Here is a 25,033-nt window from a genome sequence, read left to right as displayed (position 1 = left end):
GCAACTACCGGCGTCGCGACTCGGCGGATGCGTTGCCGGTCGCACTTTCGCGGCGCCGGACGAACCGTAAGCTGTGTGTTTGTGAGCATTCCGAACGTCCTGGCCACCCGGTACGCCAGCGCGGAGATGGTCGCGATTTGGTCGCCGGAGGCCAAGGTCGTCGCGGAGCGGCGGCTGTGGCTGGCCGTGCTGCGGGCCCAGGCCGAACTCGGCGTGGACGTTCCCCCGGAGGCGATCGCCGATTACGAGCGGGTGCTCGAGGACGTCGACCTGGCCTCGATAGCGAACCGCGAACGGGCGCTGCGTCACGACGTCAAGGCCCGCATCGAGGAGTTCAACGCGCTGGCCGGCCACGAGCACGTGCACAAAGGGATGACCAGCCGCGACCTCACCGAGAACGTGGAGCAGCTGCAGATCCGGCGGTCGCTGGAACTGGTTTTCTCCCACGGCATTGCGGTCGTCGCGCGGCTCGCGGAGCGGGCCGTGGCCTATCGGGATCTGGTGATGGCCGGGCGCAGCCACAACGTCGCCGCGCAGGCCACCACGTTGGGCAAGCGGTTCGCCTCGGCGGCCCAGGAGACGCTGATCGCGTTGACCAGGCTGGGGGAGCTGATCGACCGCTACCCGCTGCGGGGCATCAAGGGCCCGATGGGCACCGCGCAGGACATGCTGGACTTGCTGGGCGGCCAAAATGACGGGGCCGCCAAGCTGACCGAACTGGAGGGACGCATCGCCGACTTCCTCGGCTTCGCAACGGTTTTGACCAGCGTCGGGCAGGTGTATCCGCGCTCGCTGGACCACGACGTGCTCTCGGCGCTGGTGCAGCTGGGCGCCGGACCGTCGTCGATGGCCCACACCATCCGGCTGATGGCCGGGCACGAACTGGTCACCGAGGGTTTCGCGCCGGGGCAGGTCGGCTCGTCGGCGATGCCGCACAAGATGAACACCCGCAGTTGCGAGCGGGTCAACGGGCTGCAGGTGGTGTTGCGCGGTTACGCGTCGATGGCCGCCGAGCTGGCCGGCGCGCAGTGGAACGAGGGCGACGTGTTCTGCTCGGTGGTACGCCGAGTCGCCTTGCCGGACGGCTTCTTTGCCATCGACGGGCAGATCGAGACGTTCTTGACGGTGCTCGACGAGTTCGGTGCCTACCCGGCGGTGATCACCCGCGAGCTCGAACGCTACCTGCCGTTCCTGGCCACCACCAAGGTGCTCATCGCCGCGGTGCGCGCGGGGATGGGGCGCGAGGCCGCGCACCACGTCATCCGTGAGCATGCAGTCGCGACGGCGCTGGCCATGCGGGAACGCGGCGCCGAGCCCGACCTGCTCGAGCGGTTGGCCGCCGACGAGCGGCTGCCGCTGGACCGGGCGGCGCTGGACGCGGCGCTGGCCGACAGGAAGGCGTTCACCGGTGCCGCCGGTGACCAGGTCGACGAGGTGGTCGCGATGGTGGAGGAGTTGGTGAGCCGTTACCCGGATGCGGCGAAATACGCGCCGGGTGCGATCCTGTGACTCTCGCCGGCGCCCTTCAGGGGATCGACTTCACCGATCTGGACAACTTCGCCGACGGATTTCCGCATGGGTTGTTCGCGGTCCACCGGCGGGAGGCGCCGGTGTACTGGCACGAGCCGACCGACAACACGCCCGACGGCGAGGGCTTCTGGTCCGTCGCCACCTATGCGGAAACGCTTGAGGTGCTGAAGGATCCGGCCACATACTCATCGGTCACCGGCGGACGGCGCCCGTTCGGCGGCACGCTGCTGCAAGACCTGGCCATCGCGGGCCAGGTGCTCAACATGATGGACGACCCGCGGCACTCGCAGATCCGGCGGCTCGTCAGCTCCGGGCTGACGCCGCGGATGATCCGCCTCGTCGAGGACGACCTGCGGGCCCGGGCGCGGCGGCTGCTGGACGCGGCGGTGCCGGGCGAACCGTTCGACTTCTTGGTCGACATCGCCGCCGAACTGCCGATGCAGATGATCTGCATCTTGCTGGGAGTGCCGGAATCCGAACGGCATTGGCTGTTCCAGGCCATCGAGCCCCAGTTCGACTTCGGCGGGTCGCGCAAGGCTTCCCTGTCGCAACTGTCGGTGGAGGAGGCCGGGTCGCGGATGTACGCCTACGGCCAGGAGTTGATCGCGTCGAAGCGCGCCAACCCGACCGACGACATGCTGTCGGTTGTCGCCAACGCGACGGTCGATGACGCGAACGCGCCGGGCCTGTCCGATCTCGAGCTGTACCTGTTCTTCAGCCTGCTGTTCAGCGCCGGTGCGGAGACGACGCGCAACGCGGTCGCCGGCGGCCTGCTGGCGCTGGCCGAGCATCCGGAGCAATTGCGTGCTTTGCGTTCGGATTTGGGCATGTTGCCGGCGGCGGTCGAGGAGATGGTGCGGTGGACATCCCCGTCGCCGTCGAAGCGGCGCACCGCCACGCGCGACGTCACCTTGGGCGGACAGTCGATCCGGGCGGGACAGAAGGTCCAGATCTGGGAGGGGTCGGCCAACCGGGACGCCGACGTGTTCGACCGCCCCGATGAGTTCGACATCGCCCGGAAACCGAACCCGCACTTGGGCTTTGGCCAGGGAGTGCACTATTGCCTGGGCGCCAATCTGGCCCGGCTGGAACTGCGGGTGCTCTTCGAGGAGCTGCTGACGCGGTTTTCCGCGGTGCGGGTCGCCCGGCCCGTCGAATGGACCCGCAGCAATCGGCATACCGGGATCCGGCACCTGGTCGTGGAGCTGGTCGAGGGACCGTGACCACCCGGCTCGCCGATGCCGAGCCGTCACCCGATGTGTTCGCTGCGGTGATGGCGACCGGAATCTTGTCGATCGCCGCGCGCGATCACCATTACCGCGCGATCAGCGACACGTTGGGCGTCCTGGCCACCGTCGCGCTGCTGGCCCTTGTCGCCCTGGTTCTCCTCACGGGAGCTTGTGCGTCCTGGGATCTGAGCGATCCCGATGTCACCCTGAGGCTGTTCACCTTCGTGGCTGCCTGCGCCGTGGTCGATACCCGCTTGTCGTCGAACGTCTGGGTGCTGCGCGTGCTCGGCGCGGTCGCGCTGTTGTCCTGGCTGCTGCTGATCGCGCTCAGCGCGCGGAACATGTTGGCGCGCCGCTGGACTGCGTTGCGCGACCACGCCCACGGCGCGTGGGAGCTGGCCAGTGTGGGGACATCCGGTTTGGCGATCGTGATGGCTCAGCTGGCCCGGCACAGCGGCCATCGCTGGTGGCTGATGATCGCCCTGCCCGTGTGGGCGGCCGCGATCTGCATCTACGGCATGATGACCTGGTTGATTCTGTGGCGTGCGGTCGCAGAGCGGCAGGACCGCGCCGGCTTCGATCCCGACGCCTGGATCTTGATGGGCGGCCTGGCCATCGCCACGTTGGGCGGCTACGACATTCAAGCGCTGGCTCCCGCCTGGCTGGCCGGGCCGGTGCGGGCGGTTACCGTCGTGACGTGGGTGGCGGCCACGCTGTGGATACCGCCGCTGATCTACCTCGGCCTGCGCCGGATCAACCGCGGGCCCGACACGTTGCGCTTCGCCGGCGTGTGGTGGGCGCTGGTGTTCCCGCTGGGCATGTACTCCGCCGCCAGCTACGCCATGGCCGGCGAACTCGATCAGACCGCTCTGCTCACCGTTTCGCTGGTCTTCTTCTGGGACGCGTTCGCGGCGTGGCTGATAGTGGCCTTCGCCGGGCTGCTGCGGCTGCGGCGCGCCCTGTCGTCAGCCCGCGCGCATCGCGATGCCGGCCGCCCGTAGTTCCAGCGCGGCCAGCGCCCGCAGGGTGCCGGGGTCCTCGTGGCGCCACCCCGCGACCGGATCCGCGCTGATCGCGGCCAGCTTGCGCGGCGGCCGGTTCGTCAAGGCCCGCAGCGCCAGCAGCTGCTCGCCGGCCGGCGTCGCGGCCAGGCCGGTGACGGTCCACTTGCGCCGGAAGAAGCGCAGCCGTAGGAACAGCCACGGGATGACCACGATGAACAGCGGCACCGCGACGACGGCCAGCGACAGCAGCACTGCCAGCCAGCCCGCCGTGGTGTCGAGGCTGTGTCCGGCCCCCGCGATATCCAGAGCCGCCTCGCTGGCCGAGGTGAGGGGCTTGCTGACCGCATCCCCGACGACCGGAATGTGCTGCGCACCTTGGCCCGCCGATGCCAGATTGCCGGCGATGCCGTTGGCGCCGATCTCGACCTGCCGGCCGGCCTCGGCGATCGTCGAGATGGCGTCGTAGACGGCCGTGCCGACGAGCAGCCACAGCGCCGTCCACAGGAAGATGGCGAAATCACTGACGAGTTGGGCGGCCAGCCGGCCGGGCGTGGTGGCGTACGGCAGAATTCGCAATGTCAGCGACGTCATAGCCTCGATCCCAGCACAAGGCCGCCCGATAGGCTGACCCGATGCGCCCCGCACTGTCCGACTACGAGCATCTGGCCAGCGGCAAGGTCCGTGAGATCTACCGCGTCGGCGACGAGCACCTGCTGCTGGTGGCGACCGACCGGATCTCCGCGTACGACTACGTCCTGGACAGCACGATCCCGGACAAGGGCCGCATCCTGACCGCGATGAGTGTGTTCTTCTTCGGTCTGGTCAATGCCCCCAACCACCTGGCCGGACCGCCCGACGACCCGCGTATTCCGGACGAAGTGCTCGGCCGCGCGCTGGTGGTGCGGCGGTTGGAGATGCTGCCGGTGGAATGTGTGGCCCGCGGTTACCTGACCGGCTCGGGCCTGCTGGACTACCAGTCGACCGGCAAGGTCTGCGGCATCGCGCTGCCGCCGGGCCTGGTCGAGGCCAGCAGGTTCGCCAATCCGCTGTTTACCCCGGCGACGAAAGCGGCGCTGGGGGACCACGATGAGAACATCTCGTTCGCGCGGGTGATCGAGATGGTGGGCGCGGTGCGCGCCAACCAGCTGCGCGACCGCACGCTGCAGATCTATGTTCAGGCCGCCGATCACGCGCTGACGAGAGGAATCATCATCGCCGACACCAAATTCGAATTCGGCACCGACCCAGACGGCAACCTGCTGCTGGCCGACGAGATATTCACCCCGGATTCCTCGCGGTACTGGCCGGCGCACGACTACCGGGCCGGAGTGGCACAGACCAGTTTCGACAAGCAGTTCGTCCGAGACTGGTTGACCAGTCCCGAGTCCGGCTGGGATCGGCACGGTTCGCAACCCCCGCCGCCGCTTCCCGATGACATCGTTGATGCCACCCGCAGCCGCTACATCGAGGCTTACGAACGCATTTCGGGCTTGAGCTTCGGCGACTGGATCGGGCCGGGCGCATGACGGACGCTTCGCGGGACGCACTCCCCCGCAAGCGGGTGGGGGTCCCTCCCTCTGGGGGCGTTCCACCAGTGCCGCCCTTACCACCCACAGCGAAGCGGGTGGAGACCCGGCGCGAACACCACGGCGACGTCTTCATCGACCCGTACGAATGGCTGCGTGACAAGTCCGACCCAGAGGTCATCGGCTACCTGGAGGCCGAGAACGAGTACGTCGACCGGATGACGGCCCATCTGGAACCGTTGCGGCAGCAGATCTTCGACGAGATCAAGTCGCGCACCAAGGAAACCGATCTGTCGGTGCCGACGCGGCAGGGCGACTGGTGGTACTACGCCCGCACCTTCGAAGGAAAGCAGTACCGCGTCCAGTGTCGTTGCCCCGTCGCCGATCCCGATGACTGGGACCCGCCGATCCTCGACGAGAACACCGAGATCCCCGGCGAACAGGTCCTGCTCGACTCGAATGCCGAAGCCGAGGGCCACGACTTCTTCGCGCTCGGTGCGGCGATGGTCAGCCTGGACGGTAACTTGCTGGCATACTCGGTCGACACCGTCGGCGACGAACGCTATACCTTGCGGTTCAAGGATTTACGCACCGGCGAGCCATACCCCGACGAGATCGCAGACATCGCGGCGGGAGCTACCTGGGCTGCCGATAACCGCACCGTCTATTACCTGACCCTGGATGCGGCCCACCGCCCCGACAAGGTCTGGCGCTATCTGCTCGGTTCCGAAGAGCCATCGGAGCTGGTGTATCACGAAGCCGACGAACGGTTTTGGCTGGGGGTGGGGCTCACCCGCAGCGAAAAGTACGTGTTCATCGCGTCGGGGTCGTCCATCACCTCCGAGATGCGCTACGCGGACGCCACCGACCCGAACGCAACGTTCACCGTCGTCCTGCCGCGGCGCGAGGGTATCGAGTATTCGGCCGAGCACGCGGTGGTCGCTGGCCAGGACCGATTCCTGATCCTGCACAACGACGGAGCGGTGAACTTCACGCTCACCGAGGCCCCGGTCGGCGATCCAACGCGGCAGCGCACCCTGATCCCGCACCGCGACGATGTCCGGCTCGACGCCGTCGACGCCTTCGCCGCCCACCTGGCGGTGAGCTACCGGCGAGCGGCCTTGCCGCGAGTCCAGTTGTGGCCCATCGAATCCGACGGGCAATACGGCGAACCCGAGGAGATCGCGTTCGACTCCGAGCTGATGTCATGCGGGTTGGGTGGCAACCCGAACTGGGATTCGCCCAAGCTGCGCATCAGGGCGGGTTCGTTGGTAACCCCCGCGCAGATCTACGACATCGACCTCGCCACCGGTGAGCGGACGTTGCTGCGCGAGCAACCCGTCCTCGGCGGCTACCGGCCCGCCGACTACGTCGAACGACGCGACTGGGCGCCGGCGGAGGACGGCACGAAGATCCCGGTGTCGATCGTGTATCGCGCCGGCATCGAGTTGCCCGCGCCGACACTGCTTTACGGTTACGGCGCCTACGAGCTGTGCACCGACCCGAGCTTTTCGATCGCCCGCTTGTCGCTGCTGGACCGTGGCATGGTGTTCGTCATCGCCCACGTCCGCGGCGGCGGCGAGATGGGCCGGCTGTGGTACGAGCACGGCAAGCTTCTGCAAAAGAAGAACACCTTCACCGACTTCGTGGCGGTGGCAAGGCATTTGGTGGACTCCGGCCTTACCCGACCGCAGCAGCTGGTCGCGCTGGGCGGCAGTGCCGGCGGCCTTCTGGTGGGCGCGGTGGCCAACTTGGCGCCGGATCTCTTCGCCGGCATTCTCGCGCAGGTCCCCTTCGTCGACCCGCTGACCACGATCCTCGACCCGTCGTTGCCGCTGACCGTGACCGAATGGGACGAATGGGGAAACCCGTTGAGCGACAGCGACGTCTACTCGTACATGAAGTCGTATTCGCCGTATGAGAATGTCGAGGCCCAGAGGTATCCGGCCATCCTGGCGATGACATCGCTGAACGACACCCGGGTCTACTACGTGGAGCCGGCCAAGTGGATTGCGGCCCTGCGGCACGCCAGCACCGACGGCAATGCGATCTTGCTGAAGACCCAGATGAACGCGGGGCACGGAGGCGTCAGTGGCCGCTACAAGGCCTGGCAGGAGACCGCATTCCAGTACGCGTGGCTACTAGCCGCTGCCGACCGCGACCGCTACGGCGGCGGCCAGGAAGACGGCTTGAATGGCCGTCCGAAGCGGTAGCCGCGTCGTCATCGACTTGGGCGGATGGGGCATCCGGGACGCGTAGATGTTGGCCGGGAACATGGCCAGCATCAGCACCAGGAGGCAGATGGCCGCCGACACCCGGGTCGCGGGAACCAACAGGCCCACGGCACCCAGCAGCTCCAGCAGTCCGGTGATCGTGACCAGGTGGCCGGGCGCGGGCAGGCGGGGCGGGACGATCGCGATGAGGTCGCGGCGCAGCGCCGGCGCGAAGTGCGAAAAGCCCGTGAGGAGGAACATCGCCGCCAGCCCGACGGCGATCGCCGCGGTCCAGCTGTTGACATAGGCCGCACCAATCCAGCCGAGCCGGCCGATGCTGCGGGCGGCGATGGTGCTCAGTAGCAGCGTGATCAGCGGAGCCATCGGACATTCCAATCTAGACAGTGACAAGATTGTAGCACTCGAAGGTAAGCCCGCATTTAGTCACTGTCAAGTTTGGCCGGTATCCTGGCTCTCGTGAACCGCCCCAGCTACCACCACGGCGACCTGCGCGCGGTGATCCTCGCCGAGGCCGCACGCCTGGTGGCCGAACGGGGCGCGGACGGGGTCTCGTTGCGCGAGTTGGCCCGCAGCGCGGGCGTGTCGCACGCCGCGCCAGCTCATCACTTCACCGACCGGCGGGGTGTGTTCACCGCGTTGGCGACCCAGGGATTCCAGCTGCTGACCGAGGCGCTGACCGAAGCTCGCGGCCGCTTCACCGACGCGGCCCTGGCCTACGTGCGGTTCGCCCTCGAGCACCCCGGCCACTATCGGGTGATGTTTGACAAGTCCCTCCTCGACACCGCCGACCCCGAACTGGACGCCGCCGAGGCCGCCGCGGGGGCCGAGCTTTCCCGCGGCGTCGCGACGTTGCGGGACCCCGGCGCGCGGGCCGACCCGGCGGCCGCTCAACTGGCGGCATGGTCACTGGTACACGGATTTTCGACGCTGTGGCTCAATGACGCGGTCAACGCCCACCTCAAACGGACCGATCCGATGGACACCGTCGCGCGGATCACGACCATGTTGTTCGAGGGGTAAGCGGCGCTACTCGTGGGCCGTTTGACTGGCCGGCTGCTTCGGTAGAAATACCGCCGGGACGATGGTGAAGGCCACCAACACCACCGCGACCACGAATACCGTTGTGTACGCGTGGGAAAGGTCGTGCAGCAGGCCGCCCGGGAAGCCGGGGGCCAGCGCTTGTGGGGGTATGGCGGACGGGTCGACCGGCACGCCGGTGGCGGCCGCTTTTTGCTGGAGCGTAGCGAGTGTGCGCGCCGCGGTTATGGTCTCGCTGTGGTTGAACTGGTTGGTGAGGACCATCGACATCAACGCGGTTCCCATGGAACCGCCCACCTGATGGCTGACGCTCATCAGCGTCGTGCCGCGGGCGATCTGATGCGGTGAAAGGGCCTGCACCGACGCGACGGAGAGCGGCATCATGGTGCAACCCATGCCCAGGCCCATGATCGCCAACCCGACCAGCAGCGCGGGCAGGTAGGTGGCCTGTTTGGCGACCCCGAGGGCGAAGGTGCCGAGGCCGGCGATGATCAGCGCGATGCCGACCAGCACGATCTTGCCCGGCCCCCGCCGGTCCACCAGGGGCCCGGTCAGCCGCATGGTCAGCATGGCGCCCAGTCCCTGCGGGATCATGTGCACGCCGGCCTGCATGGGCGTCTGGTGCAGCACCTGCTGGAAGTAGCTCGGCAGCAGCAGGCCCGCCCCGAAAAAGGCGGTGGCGAACAGCAGCATCGTCACGTTGGCCTGGGTGACCACCTTGTTCTGGAACAGCCGCAGGTCGATGAGTGGGTGATCGGCACGGCGCCGCGCGTGCACGACGAACGCGGCGATCAACGCCAGGCCGATGGCCGCGGGGATCAAGACGCGACGATCGGCCACGGTCCCGCAGCGCGGGATGGACGACACCGCGAACAGGAACGTCGCCAGCCCGGGCGACAGCAGCAGTCCGCCGATGACGTCGAACGTTTCCGACCGCGCCGGATGATCACCGGGGAACACGATCGCCGCCAAAGCCAGCGTTACGAGCCCGAGCGGCAGGTTGATCAGAAAAATCCACCTCCAGCTGGAGGTGTCGATGAGCCAACCGCCCAGGATGGGACCACCGATCGGGGCGAGCAGCATGGGGATGCTCAGGATGGACATCAGCCGGCCGAGGCGCGCTGGGCCGGCCTCGCGGGTCATGATCATGAATCCCAGCGGCATCAGCATGCCGCCGCCGATGCCCTGCACGACGCGAAACACGATCAGCTGCAGAATCGTTGACGCCACCGCACACAGCAGCGAGCCCAGCGCGAAGGCCACCACCGACCCCATGAACAGCCGCTTGGTGCCGAACCGGTCGGCCGCCCACCCGGTCAACGGGATCACTGTCGCCAACGCCAGCGTGTAGCCCGTCATCGTCCAACCGACGATGGCCTGACTCGTCCCGAATTGGTCGATGAAGGTCCGTTGCGCGACCGCGACGACGGTGATATCCAGGATCGCCATCACCGTGGCCAGGAGGCAAACTCCCGAGACCCGTAACAGCCTGGCGTCCAGCTTGTCGGGGTAGACGTGGGCACCCGGCGGCTGTGCAGGAGCGGTGGGCGGCTCGGTGTCGGCCGCTGCTGAGCGGGCCTTGTCCATGGCGTTGCTTAGCATATCGAATCGATCGTCCCGCTCAGCGCCGGGACGCGTTTGCTGACCGTCGGCGCGGGCGGGCGGTCCGGGCCGCGCCCATGCGCACCCGCGCGCCCCCTTTTCCCAGCCTCCGGGCATCCGCCGGCCGGGTCGTCGGCTGGGACGATATACGCCCGCTGTCTGCGTGTCCTTCACCGTCCCGACACCTGGAATCGTCAAACTGCGGGTGTGTCTGGAAAATTGATCGTCTCGGTCTCGGGGGTCGGCGAACGCACCCTGGACGACGTCGAGGCGTTCTGCGCACAAATGGACGCTCGCAACGTCCCGGTTTCGTTGCTGGTTGCTCCCCGGCTCAAGGGTGACTACCGGCTCGACCGCGACCCGCAGACCGTCGAGTGGCTGACGGCCCGGCGGGCCGGTGGGGACGCGATCGTGCTGCACGGCTTCGACGACCCCGCCACCAAGAAGCGCCGCGGCGAATTCGCGGTCCTGCGCGCCCACGAGGCCAACCTGCGGCTGATGGGCGCGGACCGGGTGCTCGAGCACCTCGGCCTGCGCACCCGGCTGTTCGCGGCACCGGGCTGGGTGGTATCACCGGGGGTGGTCAAGGCGTTGCCACAGAACGGCTTTCGCCTGCTTGCCGATCTGCATGGGATCACCGACCTGGTCCGGCACAGCACCGTGCGAACCCGGGTGCTGGGCATCGGCGAGGGCTTCCTGACCGAGCCCTGGTGGTGCCGCATGGTGGTGCTGTCCGCGGAGCGCATAGCGCGCCGGGGCGGCATCGTGCGGGTCGCGGTGGCCGCCCACCAGTTGCGCAAGCCGGGCCCGCTGCAGGCCATGCTGGACGCCGTCGACCTGGCTTCGATGCACGGTTGCACACCCACGGTGTACCGGTGGCGCTCCGCCAAGGCGATCCTCGACGCGGCCTGATCCAAGCGCCTGATCAGCCCGCCGGCTGGGGGCACTACCCTGTTCGGACATGAGCGATTCTTCGGCCGGGGGGTTCGCCGCTGACGCGATCATCGTCGGTGCCGGGCTGTCGGGCCTGGTGGCCGCGTGCGAACTGGTGGAGCGCGGCCTGCGGGTGCTGATCGTCGACCAGGAGAACAGCGCCAATCTGGGCGGCCAGGCCTTCTGGTCGTTCGGCGGCCTGTTCTTTGTCGACAGCCCGGAGCAGCGCCGCCTGGGCATCCGCGACAGCCACGAACTCGCCCTGCAGGATTGGCTCGGCACGGCGGCGTTCGACCGGCCCGAGGACTACTGGCCGCGCCAATGGGCGCACGCCTACGTCGATTTCGCGGCCGGGGAGAAGCGCAGCTGGCTGCGCGCCCGCGGCCACAAGATTTTTCCGTTGGTGGGTTGGGCCGAGCGCGGCGGTTACGGCGCACAGGGGCATGGCAACTCGGTGCCGCGCTTCCACATCACGTGGGGTACCGGGCCGGCGTTGGTGGAAATCTTCGCGCGTCACCTGCGGGACCGCTCGACGGTGCGCTTCGCGCACCGCCACCGGGTCGACGAGTTGATCCTGGAGGGCAGCGCGGTGACCGGGGTCCGGGGCACCGTCCTCGAGCCGTCGGCCGCCGCACGCGGGGTGGCGTCGTCACGGAACGCGGTGAGCCAGTTCGAGTTTCGCGCTTCGGCGGTGCTGGTGACCAGCGGCGGCATCGGCGGGAATCACGAGCTGGTGCGAAAGAACTGGCCCGCGCGGATGGGCCGGGTGCCCGAGCAATTGCTCAGCGGCGTGCCCGCGCACGTCGACGGCAGGATGATCGCCATCTCCCAGCACGCCGGCGCGCGGGTGATCAACCCCGACCGGATGTGGCATTACACCGAGGGCATCACCGACTACGACCCGATCTGGCCGCGCCACGGCATCCGGATCATCCCAGGCCCGTCCCCGCTGTGGCTGGACGCCTCCGGCAGGCGGTTGCCGGTCCCGCTGTATCCCGGCTTCGACACCCTCGGCACGTTGGAGTACATCACCAAGTCCGGATACGACTACACCTGGTTTGTGTTGAACGCCAGAATCATTGAAAAGGAGTTTGCGCTCTCCGGTCAAGAGCAGAACCCCGATCTGACCGGGCGGAGCGTGCGCGAGCTGCTGCGCAACCGGGCCAGCTCCGGAGCGCCCGGACCGGTGCAGGCCTTCGTCGACCGGGGCGTGGACTTCGTCAGCGCGGATTCGTTGCGCGAGTTGGTGACCGCGATGAACAAGCTGCCCGACGTGGAGCCGCTGGATTACGCCACGGTCGAGGCCGAGGTCACCGCCCGCGATCGCGAGGTGGCCAACAGGTTCACCAAGGACGGGCAAATCACCGCGATCCGGGCAGCGCGCGGCTATCTCGGGGACCGGCTGGGCCGGGTGGTCGCGCCGCACCGGTTGACCGATCCGAAGGCGGGGCCGATGATCGCGGTCAAGCTGCACATCCTGACGCGAAAGACGTTGGGCGGCCTCGAGACCGACTTGGCCGGGCGGGCGCTCAAGGCCGACGGCACCCCGCTCGCGGGCCTGTACGCGGCCGGCGAGGTGGCCGGGTTCGGCGGCGGCGGCGTGCACGGCTACCGGGCCCTGGAGGGCACGTTCCTCGGCGGCTGCATCTTCTCCGGCCGCGCCGCCGGCCGCGGTGCCGCCGACGACATTTCTTAGTGCCGAGCAGTCGCGGTCAGAAGGTGACCGCGCTCTCTTCGGGCAACACCTGGAAGTCGGTGCTGGTCATCTCGCTGAGCCTGCCGTAGTAGATGCCCCTGGCGTCCGGGGCGATGATGCCCTGGTGGATGGGTATCGCGCGTGCCGGCGCCACCGCCCGCAGGTAGTCGACGGCCTCGGCAATCTTCATCCACGGGGCCGCCGCGGGGGCGGCCAAGACGTCCACCGGCTCGTCGGGGACGAACAAAGCGTCGCCGGGATGCATCAGCCTCGCCGCGTGCCCCCCGTCGCCCAGCAGATACGAAATGTTCTCTATCGCCGGGATTTCCGGATGGATCACTGCGTGCCGGCCGCCGACGGCCCGCACGGTCAGCTCGCCGATCTGAAGCTGGTCGCCGACATGTACCGCCCGGCAGGGCTCGCCGAGTTGCGCGGTGGTTTGCGGATCGGCGTAGAGCGCCGCATCGGCGTTGCCCTCGAGCAGCGACGGCAGCCGCCCGACGTCGACGTGATCGGGGTGCTGGTGAGTGATGAGGATGGCGGTCAGGCCGGTGATTCCCTCGAACCCGTGCGCGAAGGTTCCGGGATCAAAAAGCACACGCGTGTTGTCGAACTCGGCAAGTAAGCAGGAGTGGCCGAAATGCGTCAGTTGCATGACTACGATTGTGCCCCAACGGAGGGTGATGCCGATGCGGGTGATCCTGGCGACGATGCTGGTCGTTGGTGGCTTCGCGGTGGCCTTGATCGTCGTGGCACCGGCGCACGCCGACCCGGAGACCTGCCCGCCCACGTGCGACCAGATCCCGAACAGCGCGTGGATGCAGCAGCGGGCGGTGCCGCTGGACGCGGTGTACAACTGGCCCCCGCTGGCCGGTGTGGCCGTCCCGCTGACGGGCACAGGAACGGCGAGGTTTCGGTTCGAGGAGCTGTGTGACTCGACGGCGATGCCGCAGGACGCCCGCGACTCCGCGGTCACGGCCCGCGTGACGGTGGCCCACCCGGACGGTCAGTGGCAGCTGCGGGCCGAAATCCTGCACTGGCGTGGTGACACGGCCCGCGGTGGCCAGGCCGCGGCTTCGGTGTTCGCCAACGCCGTCGGCGCGCTTCGCGCCTGCCAGCAGCGCGCACCGGCGGAGTCGCCGTCGATCACCAGCGACGAACCGAACCGGATGGCCGCGGTCGTCAGCGGCCCGGTCGTTATGCACACCTATCTGGTCGCCCACGCGGCCAGCAGCACCATCAGCGAGCTCACCCTGTGGTCGTCGGGGCCGCCAGCGGTGTCCTGGCCGGCGAAGACGGACGACGCCGTGCTGGACTCACTGACGGCGCCGCTGTGCGACGCTTACATCGCCTCGTGCGCGTGACCCTGCCGGTAGAGTTGGGGCCGAGTTCAAGCCTGAGGAGGAGCGCCGGTGAGCCGTGTCGTCGTTCATGTGATGCCCAAAGCCGAGATTCTCGACCCGCAGGGACAGGCGATTGTCGGTGCGCTGGGGCGGCTCGGTCACCCAGGCATCTCAGATGTCAGGCAGGGCAAGCGGTTTGAGCTCGAGGTGGATGACACAATCGGTGACTCCGAGCTCGCCGAGATCGCCGAATCGCTGTTGGCCAACACCGTGATCGAGGACTGGACGATCAGCCGGGAGCCGCAGTGACGGCGCGGATCGGCATCATCACCTTCCCCGGGACGCTCGACGACGTGGACGCCGCCCGCGCGGCGCGTCGCGTCGGCGCCGAGGCGGTCGGCCTGTGGCACGCGGACGCCGACCTGAAGGGGGTCGACGCCGTGGTGGTGCCCGGCGGTTTTTCCTACGGCGATTACCTGCGGGCGGGCGCGATCGCCCGGTTCGCACCGGTGATGGCCGAAGTGGTCGAAGCCGCGGGGCGCGGCATGCCGGTCTTGGGAATCTGCAACGGCTTTCAGGTGCTCTGCGAGGCGGGGCTGCTGCCGGGGGCACTGACGCGCAACGCGGGGTTGCACTTTATCTGTCGCGATGTGTGGCTGCGGGTGGCGTCGATCACGACGGCATGGACGTCGCGTTTCGAGTGGGGCGCAGAGCTGCTGGTACCGCTGAAGTCCGGCGAGGGCCGCTACGTGGCGCCCGCGCCCGTGCTCGACGAGCTGGAGGGCGAGGGCCGGGTGGTGTTTCGCTACCTCGACAACCCCAACGGCTCGCTGCATGACATCGCCGGCATCAGCTCCGCCAATGGTCGCGTCGTCGGGCTGATGCCGCACCCCGAGCACGCCATCGAAGCGCTGACGGGTCCCTCCGACGACGGCCTCGGCCTGTTCTATTCGGCGCTGGATGCCGTGTTGGCCGCCTGAGCGGAAACTCCTGCCGCAGTGCGTAACTCGTCAATACCGCGGTGGGCGACGGCGCAGGCCCTAAACCTGGGCGCCGCGCGTAACGCCGCTGCGGAATACCGCCCAGGATTTCGCAGTGGCGTTACGCTCGCGAGCTCCGCGAGGCGCTCGGCAGACCTCAGCCCGCGTCACGCAGCATCGGCTGCGCCGCCGACGGTAGCTCGGCGGCCGGGGCCAACTGGCCGAACAGGTCAATCGCGTCCGCGATCGCGGCATCGACGAAGGACGCGAAATCCTCGAAAGAAACGCCTTTTCGGATCCACTGCGACCTGCGCGCCACCACGCCGATGCGCTGTGGATCCGACGAGCCGTGCACGATCGCGACGACTTCGCGGTTCTGCTCGTTCCACGTGTCGGCGAAGTGCACTAACCAGGGACGGTCGGTGGCCGGGAAGAAGCATGCGGGAGTCACCCGGATCATCAGCACGTCGCCGTGCGTCGGGCAGATCTCGAGGTGGACGTGCAGCCGCCGCGGACGGGTGTTGGCGACGTAGAAGAATTCGCCGTCGTGCTGGCCCCGGAAATACCGGCTGCCGCGCGTGCACAGGTAGCGCTCGACCAGGTCTGCGCAGAGCGGCTCACTCGTCATGAGATAGATGGTGCGGCGGGCGGCTTTGCGGATCCTTGGAGGCACGCTAGCCGGGACCCAAGAAATTGTTGAGAATTGGCTGAGCGACCGGAACCCGCTCGCTTGCAACGGTCCCAGGGCGATGCGGCCTCCACTTTGACATGGAAACGTAATCGCTTACGTCTCATACCGTTAGTCGCCTTAGCCCCAATAGTTACTTCCCTTTTCTACAGTTGATCATAAGAAAAAAAGGGGGTGGCTTCTTTGACCGCAAATAACCCATCCGCGGGTCGGCATTTCCAGGGCCGGCCGGCATGACCACCGCAACCCCTACGCACGAGCTCGTCAGCAGCCGTACGTTGAACGGACACGGAGGGGCGGGGAGCTCGCGTGGCTTGCCGGATTTTGAATTGGAGACACGCCCCTGGACTGCCGTGGCCGCAAGAACCAAAGCAATGGTCTGGCGAGTCGGAACCATAATGCCGCGACGGCGACCCAGCGAAGACGAGATCGTGCGCGCCGCAATCACGGTGATACTGGTGGCCCTTGGCGCCATAATGGCGCTGGCCGCAATGGCAATTCTGACAATGGGCTAGCGAAGGATTTGCGCACGGCCCGCTGAGTTCATACCGGATCGCGCCGCTCGACTATCCCGGCGCCGGGTTCGGGCATCGTTCGCGGCAGGGTGACCGAAAACCGGTACCGCTCGGGCCGATAGTGGAACTCGACCACTTCGAGGGATTTGTCGTCCTCGCCGTAGCTGGTGCGCTCGAGTACCAACACCGGTGAGCCCAACGGCACACCCAAGGCACCCGCCACCTCGAGGGATGCGCCGGCCGCGCGGATCTCATGCCTGGCCCGCGCGATGCGAACTCCGAGCCGCTGCTCCCACATCGAGTAGGTACTTTCCATCGCGTGCGCGGTTTCCGTGCCGGGCGCCCTCGAGATCAGCGGCTCGACGGCCCGGCCCAATCCCGGGGGAAAGTAGATCGTCATCAGGGCAAGGGGCAGGTCCCCGTCCCGAAAACGCCGGTTGATGCGCAGGACGTGGGAGATGCCCAGTATGTCGGCGATCCGTTGCGGCGCCTCGCCCACGTGATGGGAGAGCACCTCGACCTGCGGGGTGATGCCGGAGCTCGCCAGCACCTCGGTGATGGTGCGCACGCCGGAGCCGAGTTCCTGTTTCACCGGGTTGGCCACGAACGTGCCCAGACCCTGCCGGCGAACCAGCCACCCCTGCCGCTCGAGCAGTCCCACCGCCGCGCGCACGGTCACCCGGCTCAAACCGGTGCGATCGATCAACTCCCGCTCGGTGGGCAGGCGCCCGCCGCGGGGGAGACGCTGCTTGACGATCGCGGCCTGGAGCGCTTCGGCGAGCTGGGTGCTCGCGGGCACGCTGCCGCGGCGTACTCGCAGATCGGCGGCCTCGAGATCGAGCATCTCAGTGGGCATGAAACGTATTAAAACGTCTTATGGCAAGTTGTCAACGCGGGCCGCGACGCTCGAAGGTGGGGTGACTGCGCTGAGAACGCCACCAACGAGGAGGGTTAAACGTGGGATTCGCGGTGGAACGGATCGACCATATTGTGCTGAACTGCAAGGACGTTGAGGCCAGCGCGTCGTGGTACGAGCGGGTCCTGGGCATGCGACGAGAGACTTTCGGGCCGTCTCGAAGAACGGCCGTGTGCTTCGGAAATCAGAAGATCAACCTGCGACCGGTGGGGGTGCTGGCCGACGATCCCGACTGGATCACCGGGTCCGTCGAAGCGGCCGGCTCCGAGGACCTGTGCTTCATCACCCAGGCAGCCCCCGACGAGGTGCGCGCCCACCTCGCCGCGTGCGGAGTCGAAGTCGTCTCTGGACCGGTAACCAAGATCGGCGCCCTGGGACCGATGACCTCACACTACTGCCGCGACGTCGACGGGAACCTCATCGAAATCGCGGTCTACTGAGCGCTTTCCAGCGGATACAGCCCGGGCAGATTGACGACGATGGCCTCTTGGGTGCTGCGCGCGATGACGACTTCCGCGGGCGAGTCCGGGTCGGGATTCTCTTCCCGGTGCGGCAGATACGGCGGGATGAAGACGTAATCGCCGGGCGAGGTGGAGATGCGCACCTCTTGAACGCCGTCGTGGAAGACGAACTCCGGGTTGCCGCTTCGCACGTAGATCGCGGTCTCCGATTGTCCGTGGTGGTGGTTCGAGGAGACAGTTTTGGGTGACGCGTGCGTCTCGCCCATCCACAGCTTCTCCGCGCCCACCGACTGACCGCTGAGCGCCGCGAAGCGCCGCAGGCCCTCCGACTGTGCGGTGTCGGAACTGATGTCCGACGCCTTGACGTGGTGCACCCGGTTGCGGGTGCCCTCCGTCGCCGTCTTGTCGAAGTCGGGGTGAAATCCGTCCGAGGTTCCCATGGAGGATGCTCCTGTCAATCGTCTGTCGACGAATCACGGTAGACCTCAAGCAGTCTTAGCCAAACTTCGCTGACGGTCGGAAAGCAGGGGACGGCATGCCAGAGCCGGTCGACGGGCACCCGGCCCGCGACGGCGATGTTGGCCGAGTGCAGCATCTCGGTGACCCCGGGGCCGACCAGCGTGACACCGAGCGGGTGGCCGCGGTCCACATCGACCACCATCCGGGCCCGACCGGTGTACCCGTCCGCATAGAGTTTGGCCCCCATCACGGCGTCCCCGATTTCCACGTCGACCGTGCGGATCCGGTGCCCGGCTTCCTCGGCCTGCCGGGCCGTCAGCCCGACGGCGGCGGCCTCCGGGTCGGTGAAGAAGGCCTGTGGCACCGCGTAATGGTCGGCGGTGGTCGCGTGCATGCCCCACGGCGCGGTGTCCAATGGCCGGCCCTCAGCGCGCGCCCCGATGGCCGCACCCGCACGTCCACGCCGGCCTCGGCGAGCCCGCGGCCGATGAGCTCGCCCACGAAGGGTTCCATGCGGGGCAAGAGTCCGGACCCGCGCGCCAACAGCGTCACCTGGGAGCCCAATCCTTGCCAGGCGGTGGCCATTTCGACGCCCACGCCGCCGGCCCCGACGACGGCGAGCCGCTCCGGGACATGGCTGCTGTCCGTGGCCTCGCGGTTGGTCCACGGTTTGGCCTCGGCGATGCCGGGCAGGTCGGGCAGCGCGGGCCTGCTGCCGGTGCACACCACAACCGCGTGCCGCGCCGTCAGCACCGGCTGCTCGCCGCCGGGCGTGCTGACGGCGACTCGTCGCGCGCCAGCCAGCCGCCCGTGCCCGCGCACCAGCGTCGCACCGATTCCGCCCACCCACTCGGCCTGGCCGCTGTCGTCCCAGTCGCTGACGTAGTGGTTGCGGCGACCGAAGGCCCCGGCGCTGCTGATCGAGCCGCTGACCGCCTCGCGTGCACCGCCGACGCGGCAGGCGTCCGACACGGCGATCACCGGCCGCAGCAACGCCTTACTGGGCACGCACGCCCAATACGAACATTCACCTCCGACGAGCTCGCGCTCGACCACCGCAACGCTGAGCCCCGCGGCGCGGGCGCGCTCGGCGACGTTCTGGCCGATCGGTCCGGCGCCCAGGACGACGACGTCGTAGTCCAGGTCGAAGTCCGCTGTCATACTCGAAGATCCTCTCCGGTGCTGTCCCTCGGTTGTCTATCCCTCGATGAGGTGCGCGGCCAGCTCGCGCATGTCGCTCACCACGAGGGTTGGCTGGGGCAGCCCGTCGACGGGCAGCGGCGGATTGCCAGGCCGGGTGATCAGAGCCGAGCTGAAGCCGACATTTTGCGCGCCGAGGGTGTCCCACACGTGCGCGGCCACCATCATGCAATCGGCGGGAACCACTACCAGCGTTTCGCATACGTAGCGATAAACCGCCGGAGCCGGCTTGAAGGCGCGGCGGGCGTCGACGCTCAACTGGAGTTCGAAGAAGCGGTCCAGCCCGGAATTCTGCAGCGCCGTCGGCCCGTGCAGGTTGGGCGGCGAGTTGGTCAGTGTGACGAGGCGAAAGCCGTTGTCGCGCAGAGCAGCAAGCCCCTCCGCCGCGTCCGGGTGTGCCGGCATCGTGAGCAGGCCGGTCTTCAGGCGGTGTAGGTCGTCGTCCGTGACGTCGACGTGGTAGATGTCGCCGAGCATGCGCAGCACGCCCTGGGCGAGCGTCGAGAAGTTCACATAATTGTCCGCCAGGGTGACGGTCATCGAGTACATGACGAGCTGGGCGAACCATTCGCGCAGCACCCGCTCGTCACCGAACTTCTCCCCGAAAAGCGGTGCCAGGGAGTAAATATCGAGGAGCGTCTCGTTCACGTCGAAAACGAGCACCGACGGCATGGCAGGCCGCATGGTCAACCCTCGGCCCTTCCCGTGGGTGTCTTCCCGAGCACCTCGTCGGTGTCGAGTCCCCGGTCGACGCCATGCGGGATGACGGTTTGGCCGGGCTCGAGTTGTAGCTGTTTGCCGTCGAGGTAGACGTCGATCTTGTCGGGCTCGAAGGACACCAGATCTGTTACCCGCCCCACCTCGGGCCAGGCGTTGACGTACGACCAAGCGGCCCGCTTGTGGCCCCCGATATCGTAATAGGAACAGATGCCCTTATAGGGGCAGAAGGTCTGCAGATCGACGAGCTTGAGGGCGTCTTCGTCGACGTCCTCCCGCGGCACGTACCAGCGGGGCGCAAAGCCCGATTCGTAGAGCGCCAACGGGTGCTTCGTGTCGGCGATCACCCGCTCTCCGTCCCGCACGACGAGATAACGCGACGTGCAACGGATGTCGATCCGGTGATACGCGTCGGCGGCATGCCCGACGATGCGGTCGTCTTCCTCGTGGAAGGCGTCCATGGCGCGCCAGGCGAAGGCCAACCGCCCGTCCAGAACCGCTGCGTGCGGCGGCAGTGCGGTGTGTTGCCAGGCGGCGTGATTGGCCTCTCGCCCCGGAACTTTGACGGTGAACCACCGAGTGTCACCGAGATCGCGGTGGACGGTGACCCGGCCCTCGGCGACCAGGATGTCCGTTTCGGTGTCCCCGCGCGGGAAGTAGGCAACCGGGTAGCGGCCGGGTTCGTGTAGCAGGATGACGTCCTCGCTGTCGGCGATCCACCGGTCCGCGAAGCGCACCCGCATGCGGCGGCGCAACGGCTCGGCGAACAACAACCGCGGCGGCAGCGGCTGGTCGGTGAGGAAGTGACCCACCGATCCGGCCGCCAGTGGTCCTTGTTGCCACGCCAAACCCATGGTCGCGCTCCTCTCCCCGAAATCAGTTCTCCAGTCGGCGTTTTCGGCCGCCGATCACTCCATCACCACGACCAGCTTGCCGCCGGCTTCTCCCGACTCCATCAACCGGTGCGCCTCGCGAATCTCGCCGAACGGGAAGACACGGGACGGCTTCGCTTCCAGCCGGCCCTCGGCAACCTGCCGCGCGATGTCTTGCAGGGGGACATCGGACAGCGGGAAACTCGGCGTCCCGAACACGAAGCTGCCGAAGAAGTTCCAGTTCACGCCGCTGGCCATGCGCAGCAGTGGGTTGAAGTCCCCGATGGGGGCCAGCCCGCCCAACCAGCCCGCCAGGCACGCCGTACCGCCGCGGCGCAGCATGTCCAGGGAGTCGAGGATGGTGCTGTTGCCGACTAGGTCCAGGATGGCGTCGATCCCGTTGGCTTCGGGGAGCTGCGCGGCGAGGTCGCGCCGCTCCAGCTCGACGCGCGCTGCGCCCAACTCCTCGGCCTCGGCCCATTCTCCTCGCCGCATGTGCATCTCGGCGTGATTGATCCCGAATCCCTTCACCGCGATCACGACCTCGCCGTCCTTGGGCAGCGGCTTGGGGATCTCGGTGTAGACGAGGGTGTCCAGGCCACCGAACCCGTTGAGGATGATCGCTCGCATGCTGTCACCGCCGGATTGTTCCCGAACCACCGCCGGGGCGGTGGGCAGCAATGGTGAATCGGTGACGGACACTGGCTGCCTCTTCCCAAATCGGTTCTGGGCCTTCGGGTATGGATCTGCACCGGCGAATTGGCGGGCGACGCCGGGCCGTCGGCGTCGAGAATGAATGGGCTATATAACCCAATATTATGGGCCAACAGACCCAATCTGTCCAGGGTGGGTCGCCGGCAATTCGGTCAGGTTTTACCTTGGCTGCGCCTTTTGCGGGGCGGGGGAGGCTCCGCAAAGGACCGCACGTAACCGACGGCGGCGTTCACGGCGACCCGCAGCGGTTCGGGGTCACCGGTGGCGTGCGTGAGCATGGCGCCACCCTGGTGTGCGACGACCAGCGACACGGCCAGATGCCGCGGGTCGGCCTCGGGGCGCAGATCGCCGCGGCGCCGCATCGCCGTGAGGCCGGTCTGAAACAGCCCGATCCACTGGTCGTAGCCGGCGGAGAGATCGTCGTGCACTTCGTCGTCGGCGTCGATGAGCTCTCCGGCCAAAGAGCCGTAGACGCAACCGCCGACGCGGTAGACGGAATCTGCGGCGACGACGCACGCATCGGCCCACGCTTGCAGCGCATCGAGGCTGTCGAGCCCGCCCAACGACGGTTGGGTGTGGAAAACCCGCACGTCCTCACGCCGCGCGGCGACGACGTGGCGGGTCAGGTCGCGTTTGTCGGCGAAGTAGTGCGAGATCTGCGAGCCGCCCACGTCGGCCATGTGCCGCACCTGGTCGATGCTGGTGTTGGCGACCCCGCGCTCGAACATGAGACGAGCGGCGACCTCGATGATCCGCGCCCGTGTCGCCCGGCCCTTGCGGGTGAACCGCGATGCCCTGTCGTCATTCACGTTGCCGCCCGCGCCGACCCCGGGGACGCCGGGCGGGCCGCGGTACCCGTTCGGTGGCATCGGTGGCGAACATCCGCAGATAGTTGACCGCGAAACGGACCGCGTCGGCGTGCGGCCATTCCGCCCGATAGGTGAAGGCCAGCGTGCCGCCCCCTTGGTGAGCGCTGACGATGACCAGCGCCAGCTGTCGCGGGTCTGCATCCGCGACCAGGACACCGTCATCCCTCATTCGCCGGATCGCTTCCTCGAGCAGCGCGATCCACTGCCAGTAGCCCCATCCCAGCGTCTCGCGCGTCGCCTCGTCGGACTTCACCAGTTGCGCGGCCAGGGCGTGGTAGGTGGGTGTGCCGAAATAACCGATGCGTCTCAAGTAACGCATGTTGAGGTCGATCCACCGCTCGAAGTCGTCGAACGAACGCAGGCCGTGGAGCCTGGGCTGGCGGTGAAAGTCCAGAACCACGCCGATCTGGCGCCGGATCACCGCGCGAAGCAGCGCGCCCTTGTCGGCGAAATAGTGCGCAAGCTGGGAGCCGCTGACCGATGCCGCCCTGCGCACGTTCTCCATGTTCGACGCGGACAGGCCCTCGGTGACGATGAGCTGGGCCGCCGCGTCCACGATCCGGTCGCGGGTGGCACGCCCCTTGGCGGTCAACCGTTGCTCGTCGAGAACATAGGGATGGGCCATCGCCCCAGGCTAGTCCGAGGACGCCCCGGGTTATGGGATATTCAACCCATTGATGCCCGTGGCGCCCGCGGTTCCATCAGGCGGCCGCATGGACCTTGGCGAGGAATTTGCGGATCAGGTCGGCGACTTCGTCCAATGCGGACTCGAGCAGGAAGTGCCCGCCGTCGAGCAGGTGGATCTCGGCATCGGGTAGGTCGTCGGCGAACGCTTCGGCACCGGCCGGTCCGAAGATTTCGTCACCACGGCCCCACACCGCCAGCAGCGGCACCCGCCTCGCGCGGAAGTACTCGTGCACGCGCGGATAGAGCGGCGCGTTGGTGGCGTAGTCGCGCAGCAGCTTCAGCTGCACTTCGTCGTTGCCGGGACGAGAGATCAGCGCGTAGTCGTGATACCAGGATTCGGGGTCGACCACTGTCTCGTCGGGCACGCCCGTGACGTATTGCCACCGGGTGGCGTCCAGCGTGAGGAATTGCCGCACCGCGGCTTCCGTGTCGGTTGTCTGCTCACTTTGATAGGCCCACACCGTCTTCCAGAAGCTTTCGACGAATCCCGCGTCGTAGCCGTTGCCGTTCTGGGTGATGATCGCGGTGATCGCGGAGGGATCCCGCAGCGCCAGCCGCCAGCCGATCGGCGCCCCGTAGTCCTGTACGTACATGGCGTATCGGTCGATCCCGAGCGTGCGCAACAGGCCCCCGGTCAGGTCGGTGAGCGCGTCGAAGGTGTAGTCGAACTCCTCGACCGGTGGCGCGTCCGAGAGCCCGAAGCCCAGGTGGTCGGGTGCGATCACGTGGTAGCGGTCGGCCAGCGCCGGTATCAGGTTGCGGAACATGTAGGAGCTGGTGGGGAACCCGTGCAGGAGAACCACCGCGGGGGCGCCTACGTCGCCGGCTTCGCGGAAGAACAGCCGACGACCGTCGACGGTGGCGTAGCGATGATGGACAGTAGCCATGACGTTCCTCCTGAGCTCGCGGATGAGCTCGCGCTCGAACCCGGGTGTGGTTCTGGGTTATGTAACCCAGTATGCCTCAATCCGGCGGCGTGCAACAGCCCGTGGGGCCGATATGTTGCCGTGCGCATCGGCTTGGCATATTCTGGGCCAGTCATCCCAGTTCTGGGGCAAGCTCGGTGCCTGTCAGACCCGAGGAGTGAGCGCACGGTGGGTAACGCGTTGCGGGACAAGACGGTAGTGGTGGTCGGACGTGGCAGCGGGATCGCCCGTGCTGTCGCCTTGCTCGCGCAGTCCGAAGGCGCGCGGGTGGTCGTCGCCGGACGAGACAGAGCCGCACTGCAAAGCGCCTACAGCGGCAGCGACATCACCGCGGAGTCGGTCGACATCACCGACGACGAGTCGATCGCCGCCCTCGCCGACCGACTGGGCGCGGTGGATCATGTGGTGTCGACCGCCTCGGCTCGGGCCCGCGGAAACTTGGTCGATCTGGACCGCCACAAGCTGCGGCTCTCTTTTGACACCAAGGTCATCGGCCCCACCATGCTGGCCAAATACTGTGCGCCTCAGATAAAACCGAATGGCTCGTTCGTGCTGTTCTCGGGTGTTCACGCGTTCAAGCTCAACGTCGGCTATCTCGGCGTCGGTATCACCAACGGTGCCGTCGACTTCCTCGCCCGCTGGCTGGCCGTCGAGCTCGCCCCGACGCGCGTCAACGCGATCTCACCGGGGGTGATCGACACCGGAGCGTGGGACTCCCTCGGCGGCGATGGAAAGCGCGACTACTTCAGGCACATCGCCGACCGCAACCCGGTGGGGCGGATCGGAACTACCGCCGATGTCGCCGGAGCGGCGCTGTTCGCCATGACCAACACGTTCATGACTGGTATGACGTTGAAGGTGGACGGCGGCGAACCGCTGGTCTAGTTGAGGCAC

At 67.6% G+C, this 25,033-nt stretch carries 25 protein-coding genes and 2 pseudogenes; 13 read left to right on the top strand and 14 right to left on the bottom strand.

All coding sequences use genetic code 11. The features are described from left to right. Positions 1–81: 81 nt before the first annotated feature. Genes purB through VMD50_RS17160 form a run of 3 tightly spaced genes read left to right on the top strand, consistent with a single transcriptional unit; the run spans position 82 to position 3,760 of the window. Entirely contained in the window at positions 82–1,509 is a 1,428-nt protein-coding gene (gene purB, locus VMD50_RS17170; protein ID WP_325428927.1) for an adenylosuccinate lyase, read from the top strand. Further along, entirely contained in the window at positions 1,506–2,753 is a 1,248-nt protein-coding gene (locus VMD50_RS17165) for a cytochrome P450 (RefSeq protein ID WP_325428926.1), read from the top strand. The genes purB and VMD50_RS17165 overlap by 4 nt, the downstream gene beginning before the upstream one ends. Beyond that, positions 2,750–3,760, top strand: coding sequence for a tellurite resistance/C4-dicarboxylate transporter family protein (locus VMD50_RS17160; protein ID WP_325428925.1), 1,011 nt, complete (start codon positions 2,750–2,752; stop codon positions 3,758–3,760). Before VMD50_RS17165 ends, VMD50_RS17160 begins: the two co-directional genes overlap by 4 nt. Here VMD50_RS17160 and VMD50_RS17155 read toward each other — a convergent pair. Continuing rightward, positions 3,725–4,345 carry a hypothetical protein gene (locus VMD50_RS17155; protein WP_325428942.1) on the bottom strand — a complete coding sequence of 207 codons (621 nt, stop codon included), beginning with the start codon at positions 4,343–4,345 and terminating at the stop codon, positions 3,725–3,727. The genes VMD50_RS17160 and VMD50_RS17155 overlap by 36 nt on opposite strands. A gap of 50 nt (positions 4,346–4,395) precedes the next feature. Here VMD50_RS17155 and VMD50_RS17150 point away from each other — a divergent pair, with 50 nt between their 5' ends. Both VMD50_RS17150 and VMD50_RS17145 read left to right on the top strand, forming a co-directional pair. Beyond that, on the top strand, positions 4,396–5,289 hold the full coding sequence (locus VMD50_RS17150; RefSeq protein ID WP_325428924.1) for a phosphoribosylaminoimidazolesuccinocarboxamide synthase: 894 nt from the start codon (positions 4,396–4,398) through the stop codon (positions 5,287–5,289). Between the two features lie 68 nt (positions 5,290–5,357). After that, positions 5,358–7,502, top strand: coding sequence for a S9 family peptidase (locus VMD50_RS17145; protein WP_325428923.1), 2,145 nt, complete (start codon positions 5,358–5,360; stop codon positions 7,500–7,502). On the opposite strand, the gene VMD50_RS17140 is transcribed toward VMD50_RS17145, so the two are convergent. After that, complete coding sequence (locus VMD50_RS17140) at positions 7,431–7,886, bottom strand: DoxX family protein (RefSeq protein ID WP_325428922.1); 456 nt, start codon at positions 7,884–7,886, stop codon at positions 7,431–7,433. The genes VMD50_RS17145 and VMD50_RS17140 overlap by 72 nt on opposite strands. Before the next feature lie 93 nt (positions 7,887–7,979). Here VMD50_RS17140 and VMD50_RS17135 point away from each other — a divergent pair, with 93 nt between their 5' ends. Beyond that, complete coding sequence (locus tag VMD50_RS17135) at positions 7,980–8,543, top strand: TetR/AcrR family transcriptional regulator (protein ID WP_325428921.1); 564 nt, start codon at positions 7,980–7,982, stop codon at positions 8,541–8,543. Between the two features lie 6 nt (positions 8,544–8,549). Here VMD50_RS17135 and VMD50_RS17130 read toward each other — a convergent pair whose 3' ends face one another. Next, entirely contained in the window at positions 8,550–10,163 is a 1,614-nt protein-coding gene (locus VMD50_RS17130) for a DHA2 family efflux MFS transporter permease subunit (RefSeq protein WP_325428920.1), read from the bottom strand. A 207-nt stretch (positions 10,164–10,370) separates the two neighbouring features. On the opposite strand from VMD50_RS17130, the gene VMD50_RS17125 reads away from it, so the two are divergent. After that, positions 10,371–11,075 carry a DUF2334 domain-containing protein gene (locus VMD50_RS17125; RefSeq protein WP_325428919.1) on the top strand — a complete coding sequence of 235 codons (705 nt, stop codon included), beginning with the start codon at positions 10,371–10,373 and terminating at the stop codon, positions 11,073–11,075. Between the two features lie 49 nt (positions 11,076–11,124). Then, on the top strand, positions 11,125–12,792 hold the full coding sequence (locus VMD50_RS17120; protein WP_325428918.1) for an FAD-binding dehydrogenase: 1,668 nt from the start codon (positions 11,125–11,127) through the stop codon (positions 12,790–12,792). 16 nt (positions 12,793–12,808) lie between these two features. On the opposite strand, the gene VMD50_RS17115 is transcribed toward VMD50_RS17120, so the two are convergent. Beyond that, positions 12,809–13,447, bottom strand: a complete 639-nt coding sequence (locus VMD50_RS17115; protein WP_325428917.1) for an MBL fold metallo-hydrolase — start codon at positions 13,445–13,447, stop codon at positions 12,809–12,811. Here VMD50_RS17115 and VMD50_RS17110 point away from each other — a divergent pair. The 3 genes and pseudogenes from VMD50_RS17110 (at position 13,424) to purQ (ending at position 15,115) form a co-directional block, all read left to right on the top strand. Beyond that, positions 13,424–14,156 (top strand): annotated as a pseudogene (locus tag VMD50_RS17110) (ATPase). The gene VMD50_RS17115 and the pseudogene VMD50_RS17110 sit on opposite strands and share 24 nt — an antisense overlap. A gap of 48 nt (positions 14,157–14,204) precedes the next feature. Continuing rightward, positions 14,205–14,444 carry a phosphoribosylformylglycinamidine synthase subunit PurS gene (gene purS, locus VMD50_RS17105; protein ID WP_325428916.1) on the top strand — a complete coding sequence of 80 codons (240 nt, stop codon included), beginning with the start codon at positions 14,205–14,207 and terminating at the stop codon, positions 14,442–14,444. After that, positions 14,441–15,115 carry a phosphoribosylformylglycinamidine synthase subunit PurQ gene (purQ, locus tag VMD50_RS17100; protein WP_325428915.1) on the top strand — a complete coding sequence of 225 codons (675 nt, stop codon included), beginning with the start codon at positions 14,441–14,443 and terminating at the stop codon, positions 15,113–15,115. Before purS ends, purQ begins: the two co-directional genes overlap by 4 nt. 157 nt (positions 15,116–15,272) lie before the next feature. On the opposite strand, the gene VMD50_RS17095 is transcribed toward purQ, so the two are convergent. Together VMD50_RS17095 and VMD50_RS17090 are read right to left on the bottom strand one after the other, a co-directional pair. Beyond that, a complete protein-coding gene (locus VMD50_RS17095) occupies positions 15,273–15,743 on the bottom strand; it encodes a YbjN domain-containing protein (RefSeq protein ID WP_325428914.1) in 471 nt (156 codons plus the stop codon). Positions 15,744–16,346: 603 nt separating this feature from the next. Beyond that, positions 16,347–17,174: an Rv0792c family HTH-type transcriptional regulator gene (locus tag VMD50_RS17090; protein ID WP_325428913.1), complete on the bottom strand. Its 828-nt coding sequence runs from the start codon at positions 17,172–17,174 to the stop codon at positions 16,347–16,349. 101 nt (positions 17,175–17,275) lie between these two features. Here VMD50_RS17090 and VMD50_RS17085 point away from each other — a divergent pair, with 101 nt between their 5' ends. Then, positions 17,276–17,674 (top strand): VOC family protein, encoded by a 399-nt coding sequence (locus VMD50_RS17085; protein WP_325428912.1) that lies wholly within the window; start codon positions 17,276–17,278, stop codon positions 17,672–17,674. On the opposite strand, the gene VMD50_RS17080 is transcribed toward VMD50_RS17085, so the two are convergent. The 8 genes and pseudogenes from VMD50_RS17080 to VMD50_RS17045 form a co-directional block, all read right to left on the bottom strand. After that, a complete protein-coding gene (locus VMD50_RS17080; RefSeq protein WP_325428911.1) occupies positions 17,668–18,135 on the bottom strand; it encodes a cupin domain-containing protein in 468 nt (155 codons plus the stop codon). The two genes, VMD50_RS17085 and VMD50_RS17080, sit on opposite strands and share 7 nt — an antisense overlap. A gap of 14 nt (positions 18,136–18,149) precedes the next feature. Continuing rightward, a pseudogene (locus VMD50_RS17075) lies at positions 18,150–19,315 on the bottom strand (FAD-dependent oxidoreductase). 36 nt (positions 19,316–19,351) lie between these two features. Then, a complete protein-coding gene (locus tag VMD50_RS17070) occupies positions 19,352–20,026 on the bottom strand; it encodes a haloacid dehalogenase type II (RefSeq protein WP_325428910.1) in 675 nt (224 codons plus the stop codon). Positions 20,027–20,040: 14 nt separating this feature from the next. After that, positions 20,041–20,925 carry a DUF427 domain-containing protein gene (locus tag VMD50_RS17065; RefSeq protein ID WP_325428909.1) on the bottom strand — a complete coding sequence of 295 codons (885 nt, stop codon included), beginning with the start codon at positions 20,923–20,925 and terminating at the stop codon, positions 20,041–20,043. A gap of 54 nt (positions 20,926–20,979) precedes the next feature. Beyond that, entirely contained in the window at positions 20,980–21,645 is a 666-nt protein-coding gene (locus VMD50_RS17060; protein WP_325428908.1) for a zinc-binding dehydrogenase, read from the bottom strand. Positions 21,646–21,809: 164 nt separating this feature from the next. Continuing rightward, positions 21,810–22,526: a TetR/AcrR family transcriptional regulator gene (locus tag VMD50_RS17055; protein WP_325428907.1), complete on the bottom strand. Its 717-nt coding sequence runs from the start codon at positions 22,524–22,526 to the stop codon at positions 21,810–21,812. Further along, positions 22,459–23,151 (bottom strand): TetR/AcrR family transcriptional regulator, encoded by a 693-nt coding sequence (locus VMD50_RS17050; RefSeq protein ID WP_325428906.1) that lies wholly within the window; start codon positions 23,149–23,151, stop codon positions 22,459–22,461. Before VMD50_RS17050 ends, VMD50_RS17055 begins: the two co-directional genes overlap by 68 nt. Positions 23,152–23,227: 76 nt before the next feature. Beyond that, positions 23,228–24,100 (bottom strand): alpha/beta fold hydrolase, encoded by an 873-nt coding sequence (locus VMD50_RS17045; protein WP_325428905.1) that lies wholly within the window; start codon positions 24,098–24,100, stop codon positions 23,228–23,230. Here VMD50_RS17045 and VMD50_RS17040 point away from each other — a divergent pair. Beyond that, entirely contained in the window at positions 24,083–25,024 is a 942-nt protein-coding gene (locus tag VMD50_RS17040) for an SDR family oxidoreductase (protein WP_325428904.1), read from the top strand. The two genes, VMD50_RS17045 and VMD50_RS17040, sit on opposite strands and share 18 nt — an antisense overlap. Positions 25,025–25,033: the final 9 nt, after the last annotated feature.

The sequence above is a fragment of the Mycobacterium sp. genome (assembly GCF_035506235.1).
GTDB lineage: Bacteria > Actinomycetota > Actinomycetes > Mycobacteriales > Mycobacteriaceae > Mycobacterium.
This window is presented reverse-complemented; position numbering and strand designations above follow the sequence as displayed.